Origin of the sequence: Psychromonas sp. psych-6C06 (assembly GCF_002835465.1) — a bacterium.
Taxonomy (GTDB): Bacteria; Pseudomonadota; Gammaproteobacteria; order Enterobacterales; family Psychromonadaceae; genus Psychromonas.
Map to the genome: position 1 here is coordinate 336,785 of NZ_PIZM01000002.1, position 25,559 is coordinate 362,343.

Genomic DNA, 25,559 nt, shown 5'->3' on the forward strand with positions numbered 1-25,559 from the left:
CGCAATAATCATGATCAACAAATATTCGCCTTCGGGTTCAATACAACAGACTATACATTTACTCTACTTTTCTACGTAGAATTGTACGCAATATAAAGCTTGGCTAACAGTTAAACTAGGTTCATTTAGAATAACTAAGCCATATTCTGCCTGCATTGCTCAAAATCCATTATGCTGAATAAAATTAAAGTGTTAGAAAATCAAAAGCCACTAGCATTAATTGGAAATTGAAAAATGCGCCTGAAACATTTTATGATAACCTTTACAGACCAAAAATTTAAATTTATTAAACACACACTTACACTATTACGCATAATATTATGATCAAGGCTTGTTGAGGAAAAGTAATAGAAAGCAAGGCGCATGATTGAGTAATAGCTAGCCATTGCGATTGAATGCAAGGCAGTTGTCTATTCTTTTAACCCACAATGTAGATCAGATAGTTATGCGGATTGGTATTAGATAAAGATGATCAAATGACTAACGCACAATATCCACTACCTATTTTATATTCTCTTCGTCACTGCCCTTATGCAATGCGAGCACGTATCGCGATCTTTAAATCTAAACAGGCAATTTTATTACGCGATATTAAGTTAGCGAACAAACCAGAAGAAATGTTGGCGCTTTCACAAAATAAAACCGTTCCTATGTTGGTCGTATCAGAGTCTGAAGTCATTGAAGAAAGTATAGATATCATGATCAAGATGCTAATCGACCATGATCCGCACAACTTGTTGCAACCGCCACAATCGACACTTTCTGAAATGCTGATCATCATTCACCGATATGATCTGCAATTTAAAGAGGCACTTAATGCTTATCGATGCTCTAAACGTTATCAAGAAAATAATGTTGTTGAGTTGAGGGCTGCTTGTGAAGTGTTTATTGAGGAGCTAGAGCAACGATTAACATCACATCGTTTTTTAATGTCAGATTGTGAAAGTTTATTAGATATTGCGTTAATGCCGTTTATTCGCCAATTTTCAAAAGTAGAAAGGCAATGGTACCAGAAATCGCCCTATCCCAAATTGCGAGCATGGTTAAATAGCTACTTGCAAAGCCCAATGTTCACTAAAGTCATGGCAAAGCATGATTTATGGGTTGAGTGCCATCGAGACATTATCTGGGGTGATATTTAAAGTGTTAGAAACAAAAAAAGAGCCCTTAGGCTCTTTTTATTTACAAGGTTTAAATCGAGATTAACGACGTAGACCTAGTTCAGTGATAAGTGCTGTGTAAGCAGCAATATCTTTACGCTTTAGGTAGTCAAGTAATTTACGACGTTGAGCAACCATGCGTAGTAGACCACGACGGCTGTGGTGATCGTGGATGTGCTCTTTGAAGTGACCTTGAAGGTGGTTGATTTGTGCTGTGTACAAAGCAACTTGTACTTCAGATGAACCAGTATCGCCTTCTGAACGACCAAATTTTGCTACAATTTCAGCTTTCTGTTGTGCACTTAGTGACATAACATACTCCGATATTTAATGGTTATGTGTATAACCTGTTTTAATTATTATCGCCGATCACTAATTCAGCGATAAAGTGAACGGCGAATTCTACGGTGTATTGCTTCATGACGCAAACTCTTTTACAGTTAATTTCCAATAAAAGGGAGAGACAATATTTATGGTGACTCAAGCGCAACTCGAGAATGCAATACTGATGCATAATCTTACCGATAAGGTGGTTATTTTACACTCTGCCTATGGTAGTTTTGGGGGTGTTGAAGGGGGCCCGAACACTATAATCGACTGCTTTTTAAGGTCAGGATGCACCTTAGTTGTGCCAACGTTTACCTACGATAATGATGCCTATCCGCCCAAGCAAGGTGATGAATATTTACAAAATGGTATGCAATTAAGCAGTTACACTCGTGCACTGCAAGGACTCACTGATAGCTTTCAAATAAATAGCCAGCAGATAAGTCGCGCCATGGGGGTATTACCCAAGGTTGTGTTAGCCCATTCTAAACGCGTGCGTGGTGTTCACCCTGTTAACTCATTCACCGCTCTTGGCCCTAAGGCAAAAGAGATAATGGCGCAACAAACACTATTAAACGTGTATGGTCCTTATGAACTGTGCTATCAACAAGAGGATGCCGTTTTATTATTAATGGGCATCGACTTTACTGGGGTTACCCCGATCCATTTTGCCGAGCAATTAGCTGGACGCACGCTTTTCCGCGCTTGGGCTAATATGCAAAATACAGATAATCAACGTGAAGTGGTAGAGGTGAGTATTGGCGCTTGCTCGAGTGGTTTTAATAGGTTACAAGATAGCGTCCAGCACTTAGCAGAAACGACAATGGTGGGTAATAGCCTATGGCGAAGTTACGGATTTAACTCTTTTATTGATACCTTAACCGAGCAGATTAAACAGAGCCCTGAGATAACCCACTGCCCCGATATACAATGTATTCGTTGTCATGATGCTATCCTCGGTGGGCCAATCATTAATTAAAACGCAATAAAGAATGTTCATTACGGGCTATTTTTAGCCCCTATATAGCCACAAAGTCTTATACTAAGCGTAGCCTATAATTCTTTTTCACTGGTGTTCTTCTACTGTGAACCTTCCTTACTAATTACTAAGGATAATCACAACCAATCTTGAGGTAAAGCTTATGTATAGCGTTTTCGATATTTTTAAAATTGGTATTGGCCCCTCTAGCTCGCATACATTAGGCCCTATGAAAGCGGCTAAATTATTTATTGATGCTTTGCAAGATTCAACCACATTAAGCGATATTACTGAATTGAGTGTCGACGTACATGGCTCATTATCATTGACAGGCAAAGGGCACAATACCGATTTAGCGATCATATTAGGCCTTGCCGGTTTTGAGCCAGAATATGTGGATCTCGATATGATTCCGCATTTTATAAAACAGGTTGAGCAAAGCGAACTATTACCTATTGCACTCTCAACACATACGGTTCGTTTTCCGCGCAGTGCAATTAACTTTATCAATGAACCACTTCCTCTTCACGAAAACGGCATGTCTTTGCATGCTTTTATCGATCAAGAGATGGTATTTTCACAAACCTACTATTCAACCGGTGGTGGCTTTATTGTTGAAGCGAGTCAATTTTACAACGACAAAACCGATCAAGAAAATGTCACCTACCCCTTTAAAAGTGCACAGCAATTACTTGATCAATGCATCAGCAATAATATCAGTATCAGTAACTTAATGATGACAAATGAACTATGTACAATCAGTCGGGAAGAGATAGACACTCGTTTTGCTAAAATTTGGCAAACTATGCAGGAGGGCATTAAACGAGGTTGTGCAACAGAAGGTCTATTAGCAGGGCCACTTCGTGTTCCAAGACGAGCACCTGCATTACATCGTCAGTTATCAATAAATAATAATATGTTAGCTGACCCGATGATTTTAATTGATTGGGTCAATATGTTTGCACTCGCTGTGAGTGAAGAGAATGCAGCCGGCGGTCGCGTTGTAACCTCGCCGACGAATGGTGCAGCAGGTATTATTCCAGCAGTGCTTTCTTATTATGATAAGTTTGTCACCCGTGTTGGCCCCGAGCAATACACACGTTTCTTTTTAGCAGCCTCTGCCATTGGCGGGCTATTTAAAGGTAATGCTTCTATCTCTGGCGCAGAGGTGGGATGTCAAGGTGAAATTGGCGTTTCTTGCTCTATGGCGGCAGCTGGTTTAACGGAGATAATGGGCGGTAGCCCGCAGCAGGTAGCCGAAGCTGCAGAAATAGCGATGGAGCACCACCTTGGCTTAACCTGCGATCCCGTCGCCGGGCAAGTTCAGGTTCCTTGCATTGAGCGTAATGCCATTTCTGCGATGAAAGCAATTAACGCTTCACGAATGGCAATGAGACGTCAAAGTGCGCCACATGTTTCACTCGATAAAGTGATTGAAACGATGTATGAAACCGGCAAAGATATGAATGCTAAATACCGCGAAACCTCACAGGGTGGGCTGGCAATAAAGATTGCTTATACTTGTACTTAAAGACGAAGGGAAGGCAGGAAAGACGAAAAGCTGGAATGCTAAAAAAGCTGGAATGCTAAAAAGCTTCTAGCCTTACAACCTCAAGCCCTCTTGCCTTCAAGCCTTACAGCCCTAAAACCTTCTTGCCTTCAAGCCTTACAGCCCTAAAACCTTCTGCCTTCAAGCCTTACAGCCCTAAAACCTTCTTGCCTTCAAGCCTTTCAGCTATTTCTGCTCTTCAACTTCCAAGCCAACTTGTGTACACCCTTTAGCACAACTGACACCTGTTTCAGAGTCAGAGGAAACAGAGAGTTGTAATGGTTGCTTACAAGTAGCGCAAAGCACAGTCTGTCCTTTACCAATTTTTTTGATCATATTTTTCTGTTCGTTGAAGGATTTAGCAGAAGATTTATTGATAGCAGAGAAGTCGAGTTTAGTCATAATAAGTCTTAATCAGATATATAATTTAATAATTTAATAATTCATATAATTCATATAATTAATGATTCAGGGCTAAGCTATTTGGGTTAAAGATCAAGGCGAAAGCGCGGAGCTTGGATTACCAAGAACTCCGTACATCCTGTACTCCGCCCTACGGGCCATCCTTCGGATGTTCAAATTTATTCCAGATAAATTTGTGAGTACTGTCAACGCATACAAATAGGTCAGGAACCTATTTGAATGGCTTTAGCCAGCCGCAACGCGGTGAAGTAGACGGATGCACTTCTTATATTTTCCCAAAGAGCGACGCCCTGAGTTATTAAAGGTTGACGAGACGTTTCGGCGCAATAAGGCCATCATCGTTCATCTGGCCCATGCCGATAAATGTGCGTGCTTCACCAACGGTGATACGTACTAAAGTATCATCGGGTGCGCCAAATACCTGAACGGGCTGACCATGTAACATGTAATCACCCATCTCATCACTGATATTCACTTCAGGATAATTCTTAACGGCAGTATCCATCTCTAATAATAATGGATCAAGCAATTCATAGGGGCTCATGTCCTGTGCTTTCGCTTGTTCAATTAAGGCATCAAGCTGCTCAATGGTCACCATACGTTCATAGGGGTAATCAGCAACTTGTGTACGGCGTAGCATAGAAACATGCGCGCCACAGCCAAGCAACTCCCCCAGATCATCGGTGATAGTACGAATATAAGTCCCTTTACTGACATGAATATCTAAATCAACTTCATCACCTTCAAAGCGCAATTGATTGATTTCATAGACTGTTATTGGACGAGCAGGACGGTCAATGGTGATCCCTTCGCGTGCATATTTATACAAAGGTTTACCTTCATGTTTCAATGCTGAATACATTGAAGGCACTTGCATAATATCACCTCGGAAAGTATCCAAAGCGGCATCAAGTTGATCCTGTGTAACCGAAACCGGTTTCTCACATACCACATCACCTTGCGAATCGCTGGTATCGGTACGCACACCTAACTTTGCAGTCACAATATAACGTTTATCAGAATCTAGCAGAAACTGAGAAAACTTAGTTGCTTCTCCAAGACAGATAGGCAACATACCCGTTGCAAGTGGATCAAGCGCACCAGTATGTCCCGCTTTATTGGCAAAAAAGATGCGTTTAACACGTTGCAAAGCATGGTTAGAGCTAATATCGGTTGGTTTATCTAATAAGACAACACCATTAATGCTACGACCTTTACCACGCCTTGCCATTATGCTTTTTCCTCATCATGTTGATCGTCTTCATCAACACGACCAGACTCTTCCATTTTTACTTTATCGTTTTTAACAGCCCCGCTTACTAACTCAGAGATACGTAAACCTTCTGTTAGTGTTTCGTCAAAGCAAAAACGTACTTCAGGCACAATACGTAAACGCATCGCTTTACCTAACAAGCGACGAATATAGCCCGACGCAGAGTTTAAGCCAGCAAGGGACTCTTCATTGGTTTGATCTCCAATGGTTAAAAACGTTACAAATACTTTTGCGTATGCCAGATCACGGGTGATATCAACACCTGAAATAGTGACCATGCCAATACGTGGATCTTTAACCTCTTGTTGCAATATACGCGCAAGTTCTTTTTGAACTTGTTGCGAAACGCGTGAGGTACGGCTGAAATCATTTGCCATTTTTTACTCCTAGATCAACTCATTGATCGTTATACAAACAACAATGGAGGCACACAGCCTCCATTGTTAAATTCAAGCTGATTTAAAATTAAAGAGTACGTTTAACTTCAATAGTTTCAAATACTTCGATTTGGTCACCAACGCGTACATCATTGTAGTTTTTAACGCCAACACCACATTCCATACCGTTACGTACTTCTTCTGCATCATCTTTAAAGCGACGTAGGGATTCAAGTACACCTTCGTAAATAACAATGTTATCACGTAGGACACGGATTGGGTTGTTACGTTTAATTTTACCTTCAATAACCATACAACCAGCAATTGCGCCAATTTTTGGTGATTTAAATACATCACGTACATCAGCAATACCGGTGATCTCTTGTTTAAACTCAGGAGAAAGTAATCCACCCATTGCGCTACGAACTTCATCGATTAGATCGTAGATGATGCTGTAGTAATGTAAATCAACCGCTTCGTTATCAATCAATTTACGCGCAGAAGCATCAGCACGAACGTTGAAACCAATCACGATTGCACCAGAAGCAGAGGCTAAAGAAGCATCCGTTTCTGTAATACCACCCACACCACGACCGATAATGTTAACTTTAACTTCATCTGTAGATAGTTTGTTCAATGAATCACAAATCGCTTCAAGTGAACCTTGTACATCCGCTTTAAGTACGATGTTAAGCTCAGAAACTTCACCCGCTTCCATGTTAGTAAACATGTTATCAAGTTTCGCTTTTTGTTGACGAGCTAGTTTAATATCACGGAATTTACCTTGACGGTAAAGCGCAACTTCACGTGCTTTCTTCTCATCTTTAACAACAGTCGCTTCATCACCTGCTTGTGGAACACCAGATAGACCTAGTACTTCTACAGGAATAGATGGGCCAGCAAGTTCAATTGGCTTACCGTTTTCATCACGCATTGCACGAACACGACCATACTCAAGACCACATAATACGATGTCGCCCTGTTTTAGCTCGCCTTGTTGTACAAGAATAGAAGCAACTGGACCACGGCCTTTATCTAGACGGGATTCGATCACAACACCAGAAGCAGGACCTTTTGCAACCGCCTCTAAATCAAGCATTTCTGATTGTAATAAAATGCTATCAAGTAGATCGTCAACACCTGTGCCCACTTTCGCAGAAACATGTACGAAGATGTTTTCGCCACCCCATTCTTCTGAGATAACGTCATGCTGAGAAAGCTCAGTTTTAACGCGATCTGGATCAGCAGCTTCTTTATCGATTTTGTTAACCGCAACGATTAAAGGAACACCAGCAGCTTTAGCATGCTGAATCGCTTCAATTGTTTGTGGCATAACACCATCATCAGCAGCCACAACCAGTACCACGATATCAGTTGCTTTAGCACCACGAGAACGCATAGATGTAAAGGCAGCATGCCCTGGAGTATCAAGGAATGAGATCATGCCTTTATCAGTATCTACATGGTAAGCACCGATATGCTGTGTAATACCACCCGCTTCACCGTCAGCAACTTTTGCACGACGAATGTAATCAAGTAATGATGTTTTACCGTGGTCAACGTGACCCATGATAGTAACAACAGGTGCACGTGATGTAGAAACACCACCCTGTTGAGCTTCAGCCATTACAGATTCTTCTAACTCATTTTCTTTAGTTAGAATTACTTTATGGCCCATCTCTTCAGCCACTAATGTTGCCGTTTCTTGGTCGATAACTTGGTTGATAGTCGCCATTGCGCCCATCTTCATCATCTCTTTAATCACTTCTGTCGCTTTTACTGCCATTTTATTAGCAAGTTCAGCAACAGTGATTGTTTCACCAATTTTCACATCACGCTCAACTTTTGCTGCAGGCTTTTCAAATGCTTGTTGTAATGCTGAAGGTGTTGCAACACGTGCTTTTTTACCACGACGACCGCGACGACCTTGTGGAGCTTGTGCTGGTGACTCTGCAGCTTTTTTCTTTTTCTTACGACGGCTTGGACCTTCCGCTTTAGAATCAGAAGCATCTTCCGCTTCTTGTGCCGCAGCAGATGACGTTACATGGTAATCTTGCTCTGCAGCGATACGTTTACGTTCAGCTTCTTCTTTCGCCCAACGCTCAGCATTCTCTTCAGCTAATTTCTTAGCGATGATTGCTTGCTCCGCTGCTTCTTTTTCAGCTTTAGCTGTCGCTTCTTGATCCGCTTTCTTAAGCAGAGCTGCAGCCTCTTTTTCAGCTTCGATTTGTTCAGCTGTTTTTTCAACTTTTGCAGTAGTTTGCTTCTCTTTATTAGCCGCAGCCGCTTTTTTTGCTTTTTCATCAGCTTCTTTCTTAGCAGCTAATTTTTCAGCTTGTAGCTTTTCAGCGGCAGCTTTCTGTGCATCAAGTTCAGCTTGACGTTTAGCCTGCTCAGCAGCTTCTTCAGCAGCTTTTGCTTCATTTTCAGCTTGTACTTCAGTATCAGTGCGTTTTACATAAGTACGTTTTTTACGTACTTCAACATTTACTGACTGACCTTTAACATTCAACGTTGTTTTAGTTTTACGTTGTAAGGTCATTTTTTTCTTTTGCTCGCCACCATGTTGCTTTTGCAGGTAAGTAGTTAGCGTTTCTTTTTCTTTTAACGTTACTTTGTCTGATGCACTTTTTGTAATACCTGCATCTGCAAATTGTTTAACCAACGTTTCAGCTGATTTATTTAGCTCTTTTGCGAGCTCATTTAATAATATATCTGACATATTTTTCTCCTATCTGTGCTTATTCAGCATCTTCGCTAAACCAACAGATGTTACGCGCAGCCATAATAAGCTCACCCGCTTTTTCTTCGTTTAATTCATCAATCTCAACAAGATCATCAACCGCTTGCTCTGCAAGATCTTCAAGTGTTATTACACCTTTACTCGCTAATACAAACGCAAGGTGAGCTTCTAGGCCTTCAAGTGCTAATAAATCATCAGCAGGCGTAGCACCTTCAAGACTCTCTTCAGCAGCTAGCGCTTTAGTTGCTAAAACATCTTTAGCTCGTGTACGTAACTCTTCAACCATCTCTTCATCAAGGCCTTCAATTTCAAGTAGCTCATTAACAGGTACATAAGCCACTTCTTCAAGTGAAGTGAAACCTTCTTCTACTAACACAGCAGCAAAATCTTCATCGATTTCAAGTGCTTCTGTGAATACAGTAATAACACTATCAGCTTCCGCTTGATGCTTCGCCTGTAGCTCTGCAACAGTCATTACATTTAATGTCCAACCTGTCAGCTCAGAAGCTAGGCGGATATTTTGACCGTTACGACCAATCGCTTGTGCAAGGTTATCTTCTTCAACTGCAATGTCCATGCTGTGTGTATCTTCATCAACAACAATAGAAGCAACTTCAGCTGGTGACATTGCATTAATTGCAAATTGTGCAGGGTTCTCATCCCAAAGGATAATATCAACACGTTCGCCACCCAATTCACTTGAGATTGCTTGCACACGTGCGCCACGCATACCAACACAAGCACCAATTGGGTCAATGCGTTGATCATTTGATTTAACGGCAATTTTTGCACGAGATCCAGGATCACGCGCTGCGCCGACAAGGTCAATCATCTCTTCTGCAATTTCAGGCACTTCCAAACGGAAAAGTTCAATTAGCATTTGTGGTTGTGTACGAGTCATAAACAGTTGTGCACCACGTGCTTCGGGGCGAACATCAAATAGCAGACCACGTAAGCGGTCACCTGGACGGAAGTTTTCACGCGGTAGCATCTCATCACGGAAGATAACTGCTTCTGCATTACCACCTAGATCTAATAAGATGTTTTCACGGTTCATGCGTTTTACCACGCCCGTGATTAACTCACCTTGCTGCTCTGCATATTGCTCTACAACTTGAGCGCGTTCAGCTTCACGTACTTTCTGTACGATTACTTGTTTTGCCGTTTGTGTGGTAATACGATCAAACTTCACAGACTCAATCTGATCTTCGATGAACTCACCAATTTGAATCTCTGCATTATCAAATTCAGCGGCTTCAAAGGTCATCTCTGAACATGGGTTTTCCATTTCAGCATCAGGTGCAAGCACTAACCAACGACGAAATGTTTCAAAATCACCTGTTTCACGGTCAATGGCAACACGTACTTCAATCTCTTGCTCATATTTTTTCTTTGTTGCAATCGCTAATGCGCTCTCTAGTGCTTCAAAAATTGCTTCACGTGGAAGTCCTTTTTCATTAGATACCGCTTCTACGACTAATAAAATCTCTTTATTATTCATCTTTCATCGCCTTAATTAATCAAATTTTGGAACAATATTCGCTTTCTGGATATTACTTAATGCGAAGCGCTCAAGTGTACCATCAACGTTAATACAAATTATTTCACCTTCAACACTATCGATAATGCCTTTCCATTTACGACGGTTTTGAATTGGCATGCGTAGTTGCACTTTAACTTCTTCGCCCACAAAGGTAGCGTAGTGTTGCGCGCTAAATAAAGGACGCTCTAAACCCGGTGATGAAACCTCTAACGTATATTCATTAGTAATAGGATCTTCTACGTCCATTAATGCGCTGATTTGACGACTTACTGCAGCACAATCATCTACCAGAATGCCTGCCTCTTGGTCAATATACACTCTGAGTGTTGAGTGGTTGCCTGCTCGGATATATTCAATACCCACTAATTCATAACCCAGATCTTCAACGCTTGGCGTAAACATCTCAGTTAATCGTTGTTCTAAACTTGCCAAATTTATCCCCTTTTACACCTAATATATTTAGGTTCAGAAACAAAAAAAGGGCATATAGCCCTAATTTATTTTAACCGTTTGAACTTTTTCAAACGGTTAAATAACAAAAAAGCCCCAATAAATTGGAGCTTCATTCAGTTGCTTGCCCAAAACAAGCGAGACCAACAATCTGGTCTGAATGGCCAAACTGAATAAATTAACTTTTATCAGTTCGCTTTAATGGTTCGAATTATAAACAGATTTTCTTTGCTAAGCAATGCTTATTAGCAAACGAAATAAATAGCCAATCTATTTTACTGGTAAAAAAAACTTACCTTTTCGTTTTATTTTTTGCAAAAGGAACAACCATTTACGCTAAATTTCACCTTGGGTTAAGTCACTTTTCCTGCACAAAATTTAGATCACAGACTTATACCAATTCTACTAATATAGTGTTCAAGTTTTACGTAGGAAAAAGGAGGTAGCACAAGGCGAAAAATTACAGTAAATAGTTGTTCTATTTGCAAAACTTTTAACGCAGAGATAGCTTCTTTTAGCCAGTAAAAATGATCAGTTATTTAATGGATTTGGTATTAATTCTATTGGTATTTTTTTCTCTACATTTTTGATGATAAGGCCTTAATTCAACTCCCCCCCGATCCATATAAGTATCAAGCATGGCAATCTTTAGGTTAAGGCTATTTAACCTTAACCTAAAAAAGCAACGTAAACGGCATTTAAGAAAGGAGACAATATGAAGAGAAATCGTTCGGACATAAAAAAACCAAAGTAACTATGTTACTTTGGTTTTAAAATTGGTGCGGATGGAGAGACTTGAACTCTCACGGCCTAAGCCACAGCCCCCTCAAGGCTGCGTGTCTACCAATTCCACCACATCCGCATTTTTTAATTGTTATTCTGGAATCTGTGTTGAGGTATCTACTTCTACAGGTACATCTACCGTCTCTTCAATAGTCAAATCTGAAAACACTTCATCTTCTGAGACTTTATTAGTAGATAGGTTACCAAGAACAAGGCTTAGCACAAAAAATCCAATAGCTAAAATAGCAGTTGTACGCGTCATGAAGTTACCCGCACCACTTGCACCAAATACTGTATTTGATGCACCAGAGCCAAATGAAGCGCCCATACCTGCACCTTTACCCTGTTGAATTAATACAAAACCAACAAGAATAATTGAAACAATTAAATAAACAACCAACAGTATTTCATACATAAAAATATACCTAATATTCCTTAGAAACTTACCCACTCTATTAGTAGAGCGGGCGAATAATACTGAAAACAAGGCTAAACCACAAGACAATAAGTAGACAAATTTAATGTTTTGTAACTTAAATTGTTTATTCGGTTGTTTTTTATTCGATATCAGTCAAATAACAAATTAAAAGCACTTATTTCAGTGCTTAGTAATATACAAATAAATAGGTTCAGATTTATTAAAGCGTTAACTTATGCCTTAACTTGATCGGCAATTCGCTGCGCATAACCTTGTACCACATCATCACTATCATCTGCTTCAACCATGATACGAAATACCGGCTCTGTACCCGATTTACGAAGTAATACACGCCCTTTTCCTTCTAATAATGCTTCTATCGCTTTTAACTCAGCGAGCACATCTTCATCTTGAAGTGGGTCAATTTCATTATTAAAACGTACACTTAACAATATTTGCGGATACTTTTTCATCCCTTGGCGTAATTCATGCAAATTCATACGGCTACCACGCATAGCACTCATTACTTGTAATCCTGAGACAATACCGTCCCCTGTCGGTAACAGATCAGAACAGATAACATGACCCGAATTTTCAGAACCAATGCACCAATTATTTTTATTCATCAGTTCCATAACATGACGATCGCCAACGTCACTACGATCAAAAGGAATGCCAAGGGTTTTTAACGCTTGCTCTAAGCCAAGGTTAGACATTTTAGTGCCGACGGCACCACCTCGAAGATCACCAGTACGTAAGCGATTACGGGCAATAATATACAGTAACTCATCACCATCGAGGATATAACCGGTATGATCAACCATCATCACACGATCACCATCACCGTCGAATGCAATACCAAAATCAGCTTGTTCAGCAACAACACGCTCAGAAAGAGCCTGCATGCTCGTTGCACCACAGTTCAAGTTAATGTTCACACCATTAGGCTCAACACCCATTGCGATAACTTGTGCCCCTAACTCACTGATCACCATCGGAGCAATGTGATAAGTTGCCCCATTAGCACAATCAACGACGATTTTAAGCCCACTTAAATCATACTTAGATGGAAAGGTACTTTTACAAAACTCAATATATCGACCCGCAGCATCGTTGATGCGGTAAGCCTTACCTAGCTCACTTGAGTCAACACATTTAAGCGGTTTATCTATTTCAGCCTCTATTTCAAGCTCCACCTGTTCCGATAATTTAACCCCTTCATCGGAGAAAAACTTTATTCCATTATCATAAAAAGGATTATGTGATGCACTTATCACGATGCCAGCAGTAGCTCGGAAGGTACGAGTCAGGTAAGCAACAGCAGGAGTAGGCATAGGCCCCATTAGCACAGGTCGTAAACCGGCAGCTGTTAACCCGGCTTGAAGTGCAGCTTCTAACATATAACCTGAAATACGCGGATCTTTACCAATTAAAACTTTTTTAGAGCCTGATTTGGCTAATACACGCCCGGCAGCCCAACCTAATTTTAATGCAAACTCAGGTGTAATTAAGGACTCACCTACTTTGCCACGAATACCATCAGTACCAAAATATTTTTTTTTCATCGGTTATCTTCTTTTTAATGGGTTATACATTGCTATAAACTACACATCTTAATAGACCTAGATTATAGAATATGGGAATTTACTTCCTGTAACACTTTGATGATATCAACTGTTTCAGCAACATCATGCACTCGAATGATTTGCGATCCCTGCTGTATTGCGATTAATGCGCCCGCCAAGCTTCCTGCCAGACGCTCATTTATATCACGATTTAATAAATGACCAAACATCGATTTACGTGAAACGCCGGTTAATATAGGGTAGCCTAATGTAACAAATTGTTTCGTTGCAGCTAACAGTTCGAAGTTATGCTGTAACTGCTTGCCAAAACCAAAACCAAGGTCGAGAATAATATTCTCTTTTTTAACGCCAGCTGTTTGACAAACCTGTGCACGTTGTAATAAAAACGCTTCAACTTCAGTCACCACGTTTTCATAATTAGGCGCTGTTTGCATTGAACGGGGCGCCCCCTGCATGTGCATCAAACAGATAGGCACTTGGGCATCAACAGCTACTTTTAATGCTCCCTCTTCCTGTAACGCACGTACATCATTAATAAGGTGTGCACCTGCGTTAACCGCTTCGCGCATTACAGTAGCTTTACTGCTATCGATAGAGATCCAGCAATCTATGTTTTGTGACATTTTTTCAATCACAGGCACAACACGATCTAACTCTTCTTGTAGCGCCACATCGGCAGCCCCCGGACGAGTGGACTCACCACCAATATCAATAATAGTCGCCCCTTGCTCAACCATGGTCGATGCTTGTTTTAGAGCGCTATCAATATTACAAAAATGTCCACCATCAGAAAAAGAATCTGGGGTGACATTTAATATCCCCATCACCTTGGGTGAGCTTAGGTCTAATTTTCTTTTACCGCTATGCAATTGCATCTTTACTCTGCCTTTTTAGTTAAAAAAAAACCTAAGCAAGCTTAGGTTTTTTTCTTGGAAACAGTATAAAACTACTCTTTATCTGTTTTGTCTACATCAATTTCTTCCGCTGCATTAGACTCTTTTTCTTCTGCAACAGCTTCATCTTCAGCTTTAGGTGTTTCAGGCTTATCTTCAGTCCAATCAGATGGTGGTCGCACTTCAACACGTGCCATTAAGTCATCTACTTGGTCAGTATCGATAGTCTCATATTTCATCAGTGCATCTTTCATTGCATGTAAAATATCGATGTTATCGGTTAACAGTTGATATGCACGCTGATAGTTATTTTCAATAAAACCACGTACTTCATCATCAATCAGTTTACCCGTTTCATGAGATACTGTATTTGAACGCAGAGAATTAGGTTCAGCCGTTAGCAATATAGGCCCTAATTTCTCTGAGAAGCCCCACTCCGTAACCATAGCGCGTGCAATCGCAGATGCTTGTTTGATATCTTGCGATGCCCCGGTTGACACTTTGTCTTTACCGTAAATCAACTCTTCAGCAATACGGCCACCATAGGCAACTGAAATACTACTTTCAAGCTCTTGGCGATTTTGGCTAATTTGATCACCTTCAGGTAAAAATTGCGTCACGCCAAGTGCACGACCACGAGGAATAATTGTCACCTTATGAATTGGGTGATGTTGCGGAACTAATTTAGCAACAATCGCATGCCCTGCTTCATGGTAAGCGGTAGACTCTTTATCCTCCTCACGCATCACTAGGCTACGACGTTCAGAGCCCATTAGAATTTTATCGCGCGCTTGCTCGAAATCTTCTTTGGTGATGGTGCGTTTGTTTGAACGAGCGGCAAATAGCGCAGCTTCATTAGCTAAATTCGCTAAATCAGCACCCGAGAAACCAGGTGTACCACGTGCTAAAATTTTAGCTTTTACATCATCAGCTAACGGTAGTTTACGCATGTGTACGTTAAGAATTTGCTCACGTCCACGTACATCTGGTAAACCAACAACAACTTGTCGGTCAAAACGTCCAGGACGTAATAAAGCAGCATCCAGTACATCGGGTCTGTTTGTCGCAGCGACAACGATGATACCTTCGTTACCTTCAAAGCCATCCATCTCAACAAGCATTTGGTTTAATGTTTGTTCACGCTCATCATTACCACCACCAACACCACTGCCACGTTGGCGACCTACCGCATCTATTTCATCGATAAAAATAATACAAGGCGCTGATTTTTTAGCTTGCTCAAACATATCACGCACACGTGATGCACCAACACCAACAAACATCTCAACAAAGTCAGAACCAGAAATTGCAAAGAAAGGTACTTTAGCTTCACCGGCAATCGCTTTAGCAAGTAATGTTTTACCTGTACCAGGGGGGCCTACTAGTAAAACACCAGTTGGTATACGTCCGCCTAATTTTTGGAACTTAGTCGCATCTTTAAGGTAATCAACTAACTCTTTCACATCTTCTTTTGCTTCATCACAACCAGCAACATCTGCAAATGTGGTTTTAATTTGGTCTTCGCCCATCAGTTTGGCTTTACTCTTACCAAATGACATCGCCCCACCTTTACCACCACCTTGCATATTTCGCATGAAGAAGATCCATACACCAATTAGCAGTAACATTGGGAACCATGATACAAAAATCGACGCTAAGAAACTGGTTTCTTCAGGTGCAGTACCTTCTACCTTCACATTATTTTTGATCAGGTAATTCATTAGATCTAAATCAGGAGCTGGGATATAAGTAACAAATTCACTTTGATTACTTTTAACGCCTTTAATCACCTGTCCATCGATCTGAACTTGTTGAATTTGCCCTTGGCTAACCTCTTTATTAAAGGTTGTGTAGTCCATTGCGCCTTGTTTATTGGCATCGGTACCAAACCCTTGGAATAGGGACATTAATACCACTGCGATAACCAACCACAATATTAGGTTTTTTGCCATATCGTTCAAGATGTAAACCTCATGTTAAAAAATAAAAATTCAATGGTTAGACTACTACAGATTAAAAGTAGCTGCCACTAGATACTTGCCATAAAATGACTGACTGTTGTTATATTTTGTCGTTAATGAATATTCGCAAGTTAAAGCGATACTTCGTTTAAGGTATTAAGCATAGTGCAATTGTTGCAACAGTTGCTACAAGCAATTGATATTAATGCTAATGAGCTACCCTTTGAAACCTGTTGCAACTAAGTAAACTTCACGAGATCGTGCACGAGATGATTCTGGCTTGCGTGTTTTTACCACTTTAAACATGTTTTTCACTTCTTGCATGTATTTATCAAAATCAGCCCCCATGAAAACTTTAACCACAAAACTTCCATCTTTGACTAATACTTCTCTACACATATCGAGTGCAAGCTCAACAAGGTACATCGACTTGGGTTGATCCATGGCAGCATTACCACTCATGTTCGGTGCCATATCAGACATCACAACGTCAACTTTGTTTTCACCAATACGTTTTAGTAAAGCGTTTAGCACAGCCTCTTCGCGGAAGTCGCCTTGCAAGAAATCAACACCGGCAATTGAATCCATTGCAAGAATGTCACAGGCGATGACTTTACCATTTAGACCAACAGTGTCCACACACCACTGTGACCAACTACCTGGAGCGGCCCCTAAATCTACTACCGTCATGCCCGATTTTATTAGCTTGTCTTTTTTATTTATCTCTTCAAGTTTGAAGACGGCACGTGAGCGTAAGCCCAGTCGATTTGCTTCTTTTACATAGAAATCATTAACATGCTCTTGCATCCAGCGTTTAGAACTACCCGAGTTAGCTTTTTTCAAAACACCCGGTTTTGATTCGCCAGCGTTAACTTTTTTGCCCATGGATTTATCCCTGCACGTTATAAATAGTAAAAGATATTATTTAAGGGTAGAATGCCTTGTTTTCAACCCTTAAATGAAAGAATTTGTATGAATTTATCAAATAAACAAAAGAAACACTTAAAAGGTTTAGCGCATCCACTAAAACCTGTTGTGCTACTTGGCCAAAATGGCCTGACTGAAGGTGTACTTGCTGAGATTGAGAATGCGCTTAATTTCCACGAGTTAATCAAAGTAAAAGTGGCAACAGATGATCGTGAAATGAAGCAGTTGATCATTGATGCAATTGTTCGTGAAACTGAAGCGGTCAATGTAGCAAAAATAGGCCATATTGTCGTGCTATACCGCCAAAGTGAAGAGAAAAAGATCGATTTACCACGTAAATAATCTCTCTCTTCACCATTAAAAAAGCCCAGATAATCTGGGCTTTTTTATGCGCGAAACTAAAGTGTATTACGCTGAATATTGTACATTGATGATTTCATAATCAATCGCACCACCGGGGGTTTGAATAGTGATTTCATCATCTAACATCTTGCCAATTAAACCACGAGCAATCGGCGAGCTAACAGAGATAAGGTTTAATTTAATATTTGCCTCATCATCTCCGACAATTTTATAGGTCACTTCTTCATCAGTTTCAACATTGACAATCGTTACTGTCGCCCCAAAAATAACTTTACCGTTATTAGCTATTTTACTCACGTCAATAATTTGTGCATTTGAAAGCTTAGCTTCGATATCTTGAATGCGACCTTCACAGAAGCCCTGTTGTTCACGTGCTGCATGATATTCTGCATTTTCTTTAAGATCACCATGTTCACGCGCTTCTGCGATAGCAGCAACAATTTCTGGGCGGGTCACATTTTTAAGTTTCTCAAGTTCACTGCGTAAAGAGGCAGCGCCTGTTGCGGTCATTGGGTATTGCACCATGGAAAATCACCTTAAATTTTAAACTATTTGAAAAAGGCGCTTACTTTACGCCTATTTTATATATTAGTCATCGGATAACGGAAAAATATTATGTACGTTTGTGTAAAGTTGCGTGGCAAGCTGTGCTTTGGGCTCACTTCTTAACAAACATAATTCATTAAAAATGCTAATAATATTTAGTGGATTATTTATTGCACTTTGTTGCTGATAAATTGGCATATCAGGTGCATCGGTCTCTAAGATCAGCGCATCGAGGGGTAATTGTGTGACCGTTTGTCTAACTTGTTTTGCCTGCGGATGAGTGATCACGCCACCGACACCCAATTTAAAACCTAACGCGATAAATGCATCAGCAACTTCCAGGCTACCAGAAAAAGCATGATAAACACCACCTTGAGTAAAGTTATGCTTTTTCAATAGTGCTAATACTCGCCCCTGACGCTTCACACAATGTAGAATGATCGGTAAACCAAGCCGCTCGGCAATTAATAATTGTGCGACAAAAACCGCTTCCTGTTGTTGGGTTGTCGCAGAAGCAAATTTATCTAGACCAATTTCTCCCAAGGCGATGCATTTATTATCGCCACTACTTAATTTTTTACTGAGTAAAGTTAAATCATTCGCCCCTAAATCACTTAAAAAATGAGGGTGGATACCGAGGCTATAATAAATTGAAGCGTGTTGTTGTGCCAATATTTCAATCCGCTCCCAATGGCTTACTTGCGTAGCTGGAATAATTACCTTCTTAATCTTTTTCTGCTCTAGCGCTGCTATTAATGAGGTGAAGTCTTCGCTAAAGCAAGGAAAGTCAAGGTGGCAGTGGCTATCTACAAACATACTATTCCTTTCATTTAACGTGATGATTTTATATTTATTAACATGGCAACAAAGATGAGTGCTGTCCCTAAAATAGAAACCGCCCCAAAGGGCTCTTGATAAAATGCAAAACCAAGCAATGCAATTAACGGTAGACGCATAAAATCTAACGTAACAACAGTGGTCACAGTGGTGGTTAGCATTGCCTTCGTCATACAAAAATGTGCAGTTAATGCCGTAATTGCGACAATAAATATCCATCCCCACTCAACCATACTTGGCACTGTCCAATAAGGTATCATCAGTACAGCACCAATCGGAAGTTGGATTAAGCACATGTAAAAAAGAATCGTCAGTGTATTATTATGCTTAGATAACACCTTAGTTCCTGTATGTGCGCAACTATAACAAAATGCAGCCAGAAGAACGATCAATGTAGCGCTCTCAAAATGATCGCTAGCGGGTTTAACAATGAACAATACACCAGCAAAGGCAATCACAATTGCTATCATTTTTGAAGCACTTAGGTGATCTTTTAACACGACGCTTGCAATGATTGCAGTCCAAAAAGGCACGGTAAATTCAATCGCAAATACCTGTGATAAAGGCAACAAACCTAACCCTACAAACCAGCCATATTGCCCTAAGAAATGAAAACTATTACGTAGTAGGTGTGTTTTTATCTGTGAGGTTTTAAAGTATTGGGCTTTGTTTAACGACAGAATGATAAGGCTAATCACGAAAAGTCCAAGCAAACTTCTCACAAAAAGCACTTGAAAGGTATTGATCGTACCACTCAACTCTCGCCCGGCAATGGCCATTAAGGCAAACGAACATATAGTGCCAGTCATCCATAATAGAGCTTGTTGCATTCTATTGTCCGTTCCTTTTAAAGTTTTTATAACAATGACTCAATGACAATAAAAAAGCCTAACAAATGTTAGGCTTTTGCGAAGAACAATTGAAGAACAATTAATGCTCTCGTGTTTTACGAAAGTTGATCGCAGGATAACGCTCAATGGCAAGGTTTAAGTTAACCATGGTTGGCGCCACATAGGTGAGATTATTACTACCATCTAACGCTAAGTTATCGTACGCTTTTTTCTCAAACTCAGCCATTTTTTGTGCGTCTTCACTGTCAACCCACAGCGCAGTTGCTACGCTAATGCCTTCGTAAATAGCTTCCACTTTATATTCTGACTTAAGGCGTTGAACAACCACTTCAAACTGCAGTACCCCAACAGCACCAACAATTAAATCGTTGCTACGTAGTGGACGGAAAACCTGAACGGCCCCCTCTTCTGAAAGCTGCATTAACCCTTTTAACAACTGTTTCTGCTTCAGTGGATCTTTTAAACGAATACGACGAAACATCTCAGGTGCGAAGTTTGGAATACCAGTGAATTTTAATGGTTCGTTCAAGGTAAAGGCATCACCAATCTGTATTGTGCCGTGATTATGTAAACCAATAATATCGCCTGGGTAAGCCTCTTCTGCCGCTTCACGATCGCCAGCCATAAAGGTAACCGCATCAGAAATACTAACTTTTTTACCGGTACGTACATGTAACATTTTCATGCCTTTTTCATACTTGCCTGAACAAACACGCATAAAGGCGATACGGTCACGATGCTTAGGATCCATATTTGCTTGGATTTTAAAGATAAATCCAGAAAACTCTTCTTCGGTAGGTTCAACGGTACGCTCTTTAGCAATACGCGCTAACGGTTTTGGCGCCCACTCTGTTAAACCATCAAGCACATGATCAACACCAAAGTTACCAAGTGCAGTACCAAAGTATACAGGCGTTAATTCACCCGCTAAGAACATCTCTAAATCAAACTCATTCGACGCGCCTAAAACAAGTTCCATCTCTTCACGTAGATCATCGGCATAAAGTGGTAAAACTTCATCTAATTCAGGGTTATCTAAGCCTTTAATAATTCGACTATCTTGAATCGTATGACCTTGACCCGTTGAGTATAAAATCACCTCATCACGTAAAATATGGTAAACACCTTTAAACTCTTTACCCATACCGATTGGCCAAGTAATTGGTGCACAGGCGATATTAAGAATATCTTCAACTTCATCCATCAGCTCGATAGGATCACGAATATCACGGTCACATTTATTCATAAAAGTGATGATTGGCGTATCACGTAAACGTGTAACTTCCATCAATTTAATAGTTCGTTGCTCTACACCTTTTGCAGAGTCAATCACCATTAAACAAGAGTCGACCGCTGTTAGCGTACGGTAAGTATCTTCAGAGAAATCTTCATGTCCAGGTGTATCGAGTAGGTTCACAATCGAATTATTATAAGGAAACTGCATCACAGAAGTAGTGATTGAGATACCACGATCTTTCTCCATCTCCATCCAATCTGATTTAGCATGTTGGCCGGATTTTTTACCTTTCACGGTGCCCGCTTTTTGTAATGCATTTCCGAATAGTAATACTTTCTCGGTGATAGTAGTTTTACCAGCATCAGGGTGAGAGATAATTGCGAATGTGCGTCTACAGTTGACGGCTTCTAGGAACTTAGCGTCTGCCATTTTATGATTTTCCAAATAGATAAAGTCTGCTTTAAAAAGCGAGGGCATATTATAGCAGAAATATATGCTAATATAAGCAACTGAAAATGGTTTAATCAAAAATGGTGTGTTATGAAATTATTAGTGCGTAATCTGGCCGTCGCTACGACCGAAGAAAAGTTAATTAGTTTATTTAGTGAATACGGCAAGGTACAGTCATGCAATTTAGTAAAGGACAGTAAAACAGGTAAATCAAAAGGCTTTGGTTTTATTGAAATGCCTAAACCGGGCGAAGCCAAGGCAGCGATGAAGAATTTAAATGGTTTCAAGCTGGCTGGTAATCTTATCCGTGTGAAGAAAGCAGAATCAAAGGCGCCACAAGCAACACAAGAAAGCGAACAAAAACCAGCATCAGTTCAGTTCAAACAAGCACCTAAAAAACAAACAGTTGAAGCGCTTATTGTAAAAGATATAACGCCAAGCGAAGAAAAAACTGTCAACCCAGAAGATATTTGGGGTGATGTTAAACAACCTGAAGACTAATTATGAATTAGCCTTCATCCATAGCCACTACTTTTCTTGCGTGGCTATATTATTAATCATCCTCCGCGATAAATCATCAATGCGACTTAAACATATCTGCTTTAAACTTTCTTCATCAATCGCAGACAGTATTGCTTCACTCTCACTCCATGTTGCATAAACTATACCGACACGTTCACTATCAAGTGCTAAAAGAGGGAGTTGTGTATCGTTAAGCATCTTTTGATAAAACTTAAACATTGTCTGGTCGTCTATCTTTGTGGCTATATTACTGCACAAGTTATAATTTCCAAGCGCCCGCCCCCACTCGTCCAAGTCACTTTCATTTGCCCATGTAACTGATTGAAATAGTAACAACATAGGCAGAATAAATAATTTCATATATCCTCAAACCAAAAAAGAGACAAGCATTCTCTTTAATAAAGTAACATTCAATTTAAGCTAAGGCTTGTTCAAAATCTGCAATCAAATCAACAGTATTTTCGATGCCGATTGAACAGCGGATCATATTTTCACTAATGCCCATCTCTTGGCGTAATGCTAGCCCCATCTCAAAGTAGATAGTTGGTGCAACCGGTAGCGCTAAAGTACGATTATCGCCAAGGTGCGTTGCACTGATAACTAGGTTTAATTTATTCAACAGCTCACAACAATCAAAGCCTTCAACTAAGTCAAAACTCAGCAATGCACCAAAGCCAGAAAATAACTGCTTTGCGCGTTCATGTTGCGGGTGATCTGCTAGGCCTGGGTAATACACTTTTTCAACTTTAGGGTGAGCTTGCAAAAATTCAGCAAGTGCCATCGCATTTTGACCTTGACGGTCCATGCGCAATTCCATTGTTTCACTTCCGACAGAAATAAGGTGCGCACCTTGTGAGCTTAAACAAGCTCCCATATCACGAAGCCCTTTTTTCTTAATCTGACTAATTCCCCACAGTTTACTATCACCTTTGCGATAACCTTCATATATGTTTGGGTAGTTCTCCCAGTTAAATAAACCGGTATCAGTAACAGAGCCCCCCATCGCATTACCGTGACCAGCAACATATTTAGAAAGCGATGTAGTTATCAAACTCGCATTAACGCTATTCGCATCAAATAGGTAACTTGAAGTGATTGTATTATCAATCACATAAACTAAGCCCTGTTCGCGACAAAAATCACCTATTTCAGCTAATGCACTGACTTGAGTCACTGGGTTTGCAATGGTCTCTACAAATACCATTTTTGTATTGGCCTGTTTTGCATTAACAACATCATCGATATGAGTTGCATCAACTAATGTAACTTCAATGCCATAACCACTTAATGTAGATAATAAACTAGTGGTATTACCAAACAGAAATCGACTACAAATTAAGTGATCTCCCTCTTTCAATAGTGTCAAAAAGGTATTAACAATCGCAGCCATCCCCGATGAAAAAACCGCACTGGCAACCCCACCATCAATCAACTGAATTTTTTTACAAAGTGCATCTAGAGTAGGTGTAGAAGAGCGAGCATAAGCATGACCAGGTTGACCTTGGAACACATCGATTAAACCCTGTACGTCTTTAAAACCGTAGGGAACTGAATTATGAATCGGAGCATGTACAGCGCCAGCTTCTAAGTTAAGTGAATGGTCTGCATGAACTATTTTTGTAGTGAAACCTTGCTCTGACATCTAAATTCCTTTGCTGTTTTTAAAAAGCGTTAGCTAAAATCGATTATTCTTTTAGATTTGTTATATTATCAACTCTTAATTTGATTGCCATTATACAGAAATAAGGGACTAAGTTGAAATCGAATCTATACAGTATGTTCATATTTCTTGTAGGCTTACTTGCTACCTACTTCATCACTAAAAATTTTCAACAGGTTGAAAATACAAACCAAAAGTATGAAATAATTAGCCAAAGCCAAGCAATAGCTCATACCGTTCAGCAGCAAATAAAGTTTCATTCTCAAAGCCTATCTGGTATTGCACAACGTTGGCACTCAATTGATGAGATCAATGCATATTGGTTACAGGATATTGAACAGCTTAGCGGACAACTTCCCTATCTCACCGGTTTCAATATATACTTAATAGCTCCTCAACCGACACTAAATATTGGGCATCAATTTCAACGCTTTTATGAGAGTAAAAACGATCTAGCCCAACAAGCGAGTCAATTACAAAAGTTAAATACAAAGCTTAGCCCCACAGATCGAAGTATCGTATTTTTTAGCGCCCACAAAGTATTACCCAATGAAGAGGTGATTAGTTATCTACATGCGCCAATTTTTAATGATAAAGGACTAATCGGTTACCTCGAAGCGACATTAAACTTAACGCAGTTGTTTGATCATCAGGTCAGTACTTATCAAATCACGCACCCTTTCTCTCTCTCTGAATCAGGTAGAACAATCTACAGCGCATTACCTGAGAGAGTCTTAATTAACAAAGTACAGCAGCAATTCACTGTACCGGTGCTTGGCTTTGACTGGAAGTTGATGGTATGGCCTTTACATGAGCATCACTTTTATCAGTATGCGACTTTTATTGGACTTTTACTCTCAATTCTTTTTTCGCAATTATTTTATGTTGTACGCAGAAATAAAGAGATAAAACGTAAACTTTATTTACAAACGTCACATTTAAAAGCAATTAATAAAGATTTTACCGCCAGTAAATCGAAACTCATTCAGTCGAATAAGTTATCTTCATTAGGTGAGATTGCAACAGGTATTGCACATGAGATTAATCAGCCATTACAAGTTATCTGTATTCATTCAGACATGTGTCAAGAGAACATACAAAAGCAAAACTACTCATTAGTTGAGAAAAACTTTCGCTCTATCATTACGCAGGTTGAACGTATTGAAAAAATAGTTAAGCAAGTCGGCAGTTTTGGGCGAGATAGTGAACAAGATAATTATAATGTAGAAACTCCTGCCTCTATATTTGAGAGTGTCATTAATATTATTATCAATCAATATAATCAGGAAGATGTTGAATTGCGTCAGGTTTTACCACCTTCTCTACCCTCTATTGTTTGTAATAGGACGCAAATTGAGCAAGTCCTGGTGAACTTATTAATTAACGCTAAAGATGCTGTTGAAGAAAGCGATGAGAAAGTAGTATTTATCAAAGCACATGATAAGCAAGGCAAACTATACATTGAAGTATCCGATACGGGCAGTGGCATAGAGCCAAGTAAATTAGATGATATTTTCACCCCCTTTTACACAACCAAAGCGCTAGGTAAAGGGACTGGTTTGGGGCTATCAATCAGTTACTCCATTATTCACCAGCACAAAGGTGAGTTTCATGTTTCTAGCGAGATGGGTAAAGGAAGTACTTTTACAGTGATATTACCGCTAAATTAAGCTGTTAGCTGTTAGCTGTTAGCTGTTAGCT

24 protein-coding genes and 1 tRNA gene are annotated in these 25,559 nt (G+C 40.0%); 6 read left to right on the forward strand and 19 right to left on the reverse strand.

What is annotated here, in order from left to right:
- The first annotated feature begins 476 nt into the window (after positions 1–476).
- Positions 477–1,142 carry a glutathione S-transferase gene (locus CW745_RS04670; protein ID WP_101107355.1) on the forward strand — a complete coding sequence of 222 codons (666 nt, stop codon included), beginning with the start codon at positions 477–479 and terminating at the stop codon, positions 1,140–1,142.
- Between the two features lie 60 nt (positions 1,143–1,202).
- Here CW745_RS04670 and rpsO read toward each other — a convergent pair whose 3' ends face one another.
- Positions 1,203–1,472, reverse strand: coding sequence for a 30S ribosomal protein S15 (gene rpsO, locus CW745_RS04675; protein ID WP_101107356.1), 270 nt, complete (start codon positions 1,470–1,472; stop codon positions 1,203–1,205).
- 160 nt (positions 1,473–1,632) lie between these two features.
- Between rpsO and CW745_RS04680 the strand changes: the two genes are divergently transcribed.
- Together CW745_RS04680 and CW745_RS04685 are read left to right on the forward strand one after the other, a co-directional pair.
- Complete coding sequence (locus tag CW745_RS04680; RefSeq protein ID WP_101107357.1) at positions 1,633–2,466, forward strand: AAC(3) family N-acetyltransferase; 834 nt, start codon at positions 1,633–1,635, stop codon at positions 2,464–2,466.
- Between the two features lie 163 nt (positions 2,467–2,629).
- Positions 2,630–3,997, forward strand: a complete 1,368-nt coding sequence (locus CW745_RS04685) for an L-serine ammonia-lyase (RefSeq protein ID WP_101107358.1) — start codon at positions 2,630–2,632, stop codon at positions 3,995–3,997.
- Positions 3,998–4,201: 204 nt separating this feature from the next.
- Here the strand turns inward: CW745_RS04685 and CW745_RS04690 are convergent, their stop codons facing one another.
- From CW745_RS04690 to rlmE, 12 genes are all read right to left on the reverse strand, one after another.
- The gene (locus tag CW745_RS04690) at positions 4,202–4,417 is read right to left on the reverse strand and encodes a hypothetical protein (protein ID WP_101107359.1); all 216 of its coding nucleotides are present in this window, start codon (positions 4,415–4,417) and stop codon (positions 4,202–4,204) included.
- 319 nt (positions 4,418–4,736) lie between these two features.
- A complete protein-coding gene (gene truB, locus CW745_RS04695; protein WP_101107360.1) occupies positions 4,737–5,669 on the reverse strand; it encodes a tRNA pseudouridine(55) synthase TruB in 933 nt (310 codons plus the stop codon).
- Positions 5,669–6,088, reverse strand: a complete 420-nt coding sequence (gene rbfA / locus CW745_RS04700; protein WP_101107361.1) for a 30S ribosome-binding factor RbfA — start codon at positions 6,086–6,088, stop codon at positions 5,669–5,671. Before rbfA ends, truB begins: the two co-directional genes overlap by 1 nt.
- Positions 6,089–6,176: 88 nt before the next feature.
- Positions 6,177–8,810 carry a translation initiation factor IF-2 gene (gene infB / locus CW745_RS04705; protein ID WP_101107362.1) on the reverse strand — a complete coding sequence of 878 codons (2,634 nt, stop codon included), beginning with the start codon at positions 8,808–8,810 and terminating at the stop codon, positions 6,177–6,179.
- Positions 8,811–8,829: 19 nt separating this feature from the next.
- On the reverse strand, positions 8,830–10,332 hold the full coding sequence (gene nusA, locus CW745_RS04710) for a transcription termination factor NusA (RefSeq protein WP_101107363.1): 1,503 nt from the start codon (positions 10,330–10,332) through the stop codon (positions 8,830–8,832).
- Between the two features lie 15 nt (positions 10,333–10,347).
- Positions 10,348–10,806 carry a ribosome maturation factor RimP gene (gene rimP / locus CW745_RS04715; RefSeq protein WP_101107364.1) on the reverse strand — a complete coding sequence of 153 codons (459 nt, stop codon included), beginning with the start codon at positions 10,804–10,806 and terminating at the stop codon, positions 10,348–10,350.
- A gap of 795 nt (positions 10,807–11,601) precedes the next feature.
- Positions 11,602–11,686, reverse strand: a tRNA-Leu gene (locus CW745_RS04720).
- A 12-nt stretch (positions 11,687–11,698) separates the two neighbouring features.
- The gene (gene secG / locus CW745_RS04725; protein WP_101107365.1) at positions 11,699–12,022 is read right to left on the reverse strand and encodes a preprotein translocase subunit SecG; all 324 of its coding nucleotides are present in this window, start codon (positions 12,020–12,022) and stop codon (positions 11,699–11,701) included.
- A gap of 236 nt (positions 12,023–12,258) precedes the next feature.
- Positions 12,259–13,590 (reverse strand): phosphoglucosamine mutase, encoded by a 1,332-nt coding sequence (gene glmM, locus CW745_RS04730; protein WP_101107366.1) that lies wholly within the window; start codon positions 13,588–13,590, stop codon positions 12,259–12,261.
- A 62-nt stretch (positions 13,591–13,652) separates the two neighbouring features.
- Entirely contained in the window at positions 13,653–14,486 is an 834-nt protein-coding gene (folP, locus tag CW745_RS04735) for a dihydropteroate synthase (RefSeq protein ID WP_101107367.1), read from the reverse strand.
- Positions 14,487–14,557: 71 nt separating this feature from the next.
- On the reverse strand, positions 14,558–16,465 hold the full coding sequence (gene ftsH, locus CW745_RS04740) for an ATP-dependent zinc metalloprotease FtsH (protein ID WP_101107368.1): 1,908 nt from the start codon (positions 16,463–16,465) through the stop codon (positions 14,558–14,560).
- Positions 16,466–16,681: 216 nt separating this feature from the next.
- On the reverse strand, positions 16,682–17,350 hold the full coding sequence (gene rlmE, locus CW745_RS04745; RefSeq protein WP_101107369.1) for a 23S rRNA (uridine(2552)-2'-O)-methyltransferase RlmE: 669 nt from the start codon (positions 17,348–17,350) through the stop codon (positions 16,682–16,684).
- 87 nt (positions 17,351–17,437) lie between these two features.
- On the opposite strand from rlmE, the gene yhbY reads away from it, so the two are divergent.
- Positions 17,438–17,734: a ribosome assembly RNA-binding protein YhbY gene (yhbY, locus tag CW745_RS04750; RefSeq protein WP_101107370.1), complete on the forward strand. Its 297-nt coding sequence runs from the start codon at positions 17,438–17,440 to the stop codon at positions 17,732–17,734.
- Between the two features lie 66 nt (positions 17,735–17,800).
- Here yhbY and greA read toward each other — a convergent pair whose 3' ends face one another.
- The 4 genes from greA to prfC form a co-directional block, all read right to left on the reverse strand.
- Positions 17,801–18,280 carry a transcription elongation factor GreA gene (gene greA / locus CW745_RS04755; protein ID WP_101107371.1) on the reverse strand — a complete coding sequence of 160 codons (480 nt, stop codon included), beginning with the start codon at positions 18,278–18,280 and terminating at the stop codon, positions 17,801–17,803.
- Positions 18,281–18,343: 63 nt separating this feature from the next.
- Positions 18,344–19,117, reverse strand: a complete 774-nt coding sequence (locus tag CW745_RS04760) for a TatD family hydrolase (protein WP_101107372.1) — start codon at positions 19,115–19,117, stop codon at positions 18,344–18,346.
- A gap of 14 nt (positions 19,118–19,131) precedes the next feature.
- Positions 19,132–19,968: a DMT family transporter gene (locus CW745_RS04765; protein WP_202973155.1), complete on the reverse strand. Its 837-nt coding sequence runs from the start codon at positions 19,966–19,968 to the stop codon at positions 19,132–19,134.
- A 100-nt stretch (positions 19,969–20,068) separates the two neighbouring features.
- Positions 20,069–21,655: a peptide chain release factor 3 gene (prfC, locus tag CW745_RS04770; RefSeq protein WP_101107373.1), complete on the reverse strand. Its 1,587-nt coding sequence runs from the start codon at positions 21,653–21,655 to the stop codon at positions 20,069–20,071.
- Between the two features lie 111 nt (positions 21,656–21,766).
- On the opposite strand from prfC, the gene CW745_RS04775 reads away from it, so the two are divergent.
- A complete protein-coding gene (locus tag CW745_RS04775) occupies positions 21,767–22,177 on the forward strand; it encodes an RNA-binding protein (RefSeq protein ID WP_101107374.1) in 411 nt (136 codons plus the stop codon).
- Between the two features lie 27 nt (positions 22,178–22,204).
- On the opposite strand, the gene CW745_RS16565 is transcribed toward CW745_RS04775, so the two are convergent.
- On the reverse strand, positions 22,205–22,417 hold the full coding sequence (locus CW745_RS16565) for a hypothetical protein (protein WP_153069739.1): 213 nt from the start codon (positions 22,415–22,417) through the stop codon (positions 22,205–22,207).
- Positions 22,418–22,613: 196 nt separating this feature from the next.
- Positions 22,614–23,840: a cystathionine gamma-synthase family protein gene (locus tag CW745_RS04785; protein WP_101107376.1), complete on the reverse strand. Its 1,227-nt coding sequence runs from the start codon at positions 23,838–23,840 to the stop codon at positions 22,614–22,616.
- A gap of 134 nt (positions 23,841–23,974) precedes the next feature.
- Between CW745_RS04785 and CW745_RS04790 the strand changes: the two genes are divergently transcribed.
- Complete coding sequence (locus CW745_RS04790) at positions 23,975–25,528, forward strand: ATP-binding protein (protein ID WP_101107377.1); 1,554 nt, start codon at positions 23,975–23,977, stop codon at positions 25,526–25,528.
- Positions 25,529–25,559 lie beyond the last annotated feature (31 nt).

What these genes read in the sequence shown, in the direction of transcription:
- CW745_RS04670 (WP_101107355.1), top strand. Translation starts at nt 477, where the DNA reads ATGACTAACGCACAATATCCACTACCTATTTTATATTCTCTTCGTCAC.
- rpsO (WP_101107356.1), bottom strand. Translation starts at nt 1,472, where the DNA reads ATGTCACTAAGTGCACAACAGAAAGCTGAAATTGTAGCAAAATTTGGT.
- CW745_RS04680 (WP_101107357.1), top strand. Translation starts at nt 1,633, where the DNA reads ATGGTGACTCAAGCGCAACTCGAGAATGCAATACTGATGCATAATCTT.
- CW745_RS04685 (WP_101107358.1), top strand. Translation starts at nt 2,630, where the DNA reads ATGTATAGCGTTTTCGATATTTTTAAAATTGGTATTGGCCCCTCTAGC.
- CW745_RS04690 (WP_101107359.1), bottom strand. Translation starts at nt 4,417, where the DNA reads ATGACTAAACTCGACTTCTCTGCTATCAATAAATCTTCTGCTAAATCC.
- truB (WP_101107360.1), bottom strand. Translation starts at nt 5,669, where the DNA reads ATGGCAAGGCGTGGTAAAGGTCGTAGCATTAATGGTGTTGTCTTATTA.
- rbfA (WP_101107361.1), bottom strand. Translation starts at nt 6,088, where the DNA reads ATGGCAAATGATTTCAGCCGTACCTCACGCGTTTCGCAACAAGTTCAA.
- infB (WP_101107362.1), bottom strand. Translation starts at nt 8,810, where the DNA reads ATGTCAGATATATTATTAAATGAGCTCGCAAAAGAGCTAAATAAATCA.
- nusA (WP_101107363.1), bottom strand. Translation starts at nt 10,332, where the DNA reads ATGAATAATAAAGAGATTTTATTAGTCGTAGAAGCGGTATCTAATGAA.
- secG (WP_101107365.1), bottom strand. Translation starts at nt 12,022, where the DNA reads ATGTATGAAATACTGTTGGTTGTTTATTTAATTGTTTCAATTATTCTT.
- glmM (WP_101107366.1), bottom strand. Translation starts at nt 13,590, where the DNA reads ATGAAAAAAAAATATTTTGGTACTGATGGTATTCGTGGCAAAGTAGGT.
- folP (WP_101107367.1), bottom strand. Translation starts at nt 14,486, where the DNA reads ATGCAATTGCATAGCGGTAAAAGAAAATTAGACCTAAGCTCACCCAAG.
- rlmE (WP_101107369.1), bottom strand. Translation starts at nt 17,350, where the DNA reads ATGGGCAAAAAAGTTAACGCTGGCGAATCAAAACCGGGTGTTTTGAAA.
- yhbY (WP_101107370.1), top strand. Translation starts at nt 17,438, where the DNA reads ATGAATTTATCAAATAAACAAAAGAAACACTTAAAAGGTTTAGCGCAT.
- greA (WP_101107371.1), bottom strand. Translation starts at nt 18,280, where the DNA reads ATGGTGCAATACCCAATGACCGCAACAGGCGCTGCCTCTTTACGCAGT.
- CW745_RS04760 (WP_101107372.1), bottom strand. Translation starts at nt 19,117, where the DNA reads ATGTTTGTAGATAGCCACTGCCACCTTGACTTTCCTTGCTTTAGCGAA.
- CW745_RS04765 (WP_202973155.1), bottom strand. Translation starts at nt 19,968, where the DNA reads ATGCAACAAGCTCTATTATGGATGACTGGCACTATATGTTCGTTTGCC.
- prfC (WP_101107373.1), bottom strand. Translation starts at nt 21,655, where the DNA reads ATGGCAGACGCTAAGTTCCTAGAAGCCGTCAACTGTAGACGCACATTC.
- CW745_RS04775 (WP_101107374.1), top strand. Translation starts at nt 21,767, where the DNA reads ATGAAATTATTAGTGCGTAATCTGGCCGTCGCTACGACCGAAGAAAAG.
- CW745_RS16565 (WP_153069739.1), bottom strand. Translation starts at nt 22,417, where the DNA reads ATGTTTAAGTTTTATCAAAAGATGCTTAACGATACACAACTCCCTCTT.
- CW745_RS04785 (WP_101107376.1), bottom strand. Translation starts at nt 23,840, where the DNA reads ATGTCAGAGCAAGGTTTCACTACAAAAATAGTTCATGCAGACCATTCA.
- CW745_RS04790 (WP_101107377.1), top strand. Translation starts at nt 23,975, where the DNA reads ATGTTCATATTTCTTGTAGGCTTACTTGCTACCTACTTCATCACTAAA.